Below are 872 nucleotides of genomic sequence, written 5' to 3'. Positions count from 1 at the left end.
CCGCGGCGCGCGCCACCGCCGGGGTGGCCAGCGCGGGCGCCGTGATGAGGTCGCGGGCACCGGCCTCGACGGCCACGAGGAGCGCGAGTGAGCCCACGGCCGCGGCGGCGGCGAACCGGCCCCGGTGCCGGAAGGCCGCGCAGGCGAGGGCGGGCATGATCGCCCCGACCGTCCAGTAGCGCCAGTCGGTGGCGCCGTAGACGGTCGTGCCCGCCGCGATGACCGCCGGGGCGCAGACCATCACCGCGAGCCACGCGAACCACCAGCGGGAGCGCACCGGCAGCACGACGGTGGCCAGTCCGGCGACGATGATCACGGCCGCGACGACGTACGGCGTGGGCGCCCACGCGAACGGCACCGGGCGGTCGAGGCCGAGGGCGATGTTCAACGCGGCGACCGCGGCGCCCATCGCGACCATCGGCGCGAACGTGCGCGCGGGCCACAGCAGCAGCGGCTCCCCGCGGTCCGCGTCCGCGCGCCACTCCAGCACGACCGTCGTGCCCCACCCCGGCGCGGAGTCGACCCGCGCGGTGCCGCCGACGCTGCGCATCCGGCCCGTGACCGAGGTGCGCAGGCCCGAGCGCCGGCGCGCGGCGGCCGCCTCGAAGCCCCGGCCGTGATCGTGCACGGTGACGTGGGCCCGGTGCGGGTGCACGAACCCGTGCACCCGCACGCGCTGCTGGCCGGAGTGGCGCGCGACGTTCGTCACGCACTCGGCGGCCGCCGCGGTCACCGCCTCCAGCACCAGCGGGTCGCCGCCCGTGGCCTGCACGTCGATGTCGGCGTCGAGATCGAGGTCGCGGGCCAGCCGCGTCAGGGTCGGCGCGGGGCCGTCGGGGAGCCGGTCGGCGTGGCCGTCGAGGGCGGCGAGC

1 protein-coding gene is annotated in these 872 nt (G+C 78.6%); it reads right to left on the bottom strand.

Annotated features, from left to right (window positions below; translation table 11 throughout):
• Positions 1 to 872, bottom strand: an 872-nt coding sequence (locus PINTE_RS23585) for a sensor histidine kinase (RefSeq protein WP_373280194.1), incomplete at both ends; no start/stop codon positions are given.

The organism is Piscicoccus intestinalis NBRC 104926 (genome assembly GCF_001515525.1).
In the GTDB taxonomy this organism is placed as follows: Bacteria; Actinomycetota; Actinomycetes; order Actinomycetales; family Dermatophilaceae; genus Kineosphaera; species Kineosphaera intestinalis.
The sequence above is the reverse complement of the archived record's forward strand: the minus strand, read 5'-3'. Positions and strand labels throughout refer to the sequence as shown.